The organism is Caballeronia sp. GAWG1-5s-s, from assembly GCF_023631445.1.
In the GTDB taxonomy this organism is placed as follows: domain Bacteria; phylum Pseudomonadota; class Gammaproteobacteria; order Burkholderiales; family Burkholderiaceae; genus Caballeronia.
On the sequence record NZ_JALQDC010000061.1, the window covers coordinates 1 to 1004 of the forward strand.

1 protein-coding gene is annotated in these 1004 nt (G+C 60.3%); it reads left to right on the forward strand.

The genetic code is table 11. The features are described from left to right. Positions 1–272 precede the first annotated feature (272 nt). Positions 273–899, forward strand: a complete 627-nt coding sequence (locus NCR34_RS27885) for a tyrosine-type recombinase/integrase (protein ID WP_250501438.1) — start codon at positions 273–275, stop codon at positions 897–899. Positions 900–1004 lie beyond the last annotated feature (105 nt).

Here is a 1004-nt window from a genome sequence, read left to right on the forward strand (position 1 = left end):
CGAAGGGCGACCGCGAGCGTTCGGAACAGGCGGGCTTCGACCTGCATCTGGTGAAACCGGTGGCCCCGCCCGCGTTGTTGGAGGCGATCTCTGCCGCAGGCGACCAACTCGCGAATAAAAGCTGATGCTGACCGTGAGGCAAAGCCGAATGGCTCGTATTGTCCAGTCATCTGCCGCTCGGCGATACAAAGGGCGAGCGGCGCCTAGGGGTCGAAGACTGACCGCTCCCCAGGAGCAAAATCGATCTCCCTTTTGTTGAAGAGGAGATCGTCATGGAAACGCTTAATTCCTCCGGCGCTCGTCGGGTGCCGTGGAACAAGGGCAGGCTGACCGGCCAGAAGCCCCCGTTGAAGCTTCGAGAAATATGGGCGATCCGAACAAGACTGCAGATGTCCTCCAACGCCCGCGAGCTGGCGATGTTCAACCTTGCAATCGACAGCAAGCTTCGGGCGTGCGATTTGACGCGTTTGCAGGTTCAAGACGTTTGCATGGGAGGTCACGTGGTCTCGCGAGCGACGTTCATGCAGCAGAAGACGCAGCGACCGGTCCAGTTCGAAATCACGGAGCAAACCCGACAGACTGTCGCGGCCTGGATCTCCGCACGGGGGCTGAAGCCCGCCGACTATCTGTTTCCCAGTCGCCTACACGCGTCAGCCCACGTGTCGACGCGCCAGTATGCACGCATCGTCCATCGTTGGGTCGCATCGATCGGACTGGATGACGCCGCGTACGGCACTCACACGATGCGCCGCACGAAGGCAGCCCTGATATATCGACGCACTAAGAACCTGCGCGCGGTTCAGTTGCTCTTAGGCCATAGGAAGCTCGAGAGCACAGTGCGATACCTCGGTATCGAGGTAGACGACGCGCTCGAGATGGCCGAACAAACCGAAGTCTGATAGCTGTTGGCCGGTGAGCGGACGCTAGCCGGCCAAAAGCGGTCATCAACCCGGCTCCGCTTGCAGACTTTCCATCGTCGCATGTTCGTTCCGAACCGGACTGTC

Bases quoted from the DNA above. Each gene is read 5' to 3' on its own strand.
- NCR34_RS27885 (WP_250501438.1), top strand. From the start codon at position 273: ATGGAAACGCTTAATTCCTCCGGCGCTCGTCGGGTGCCGTGGAACAAG.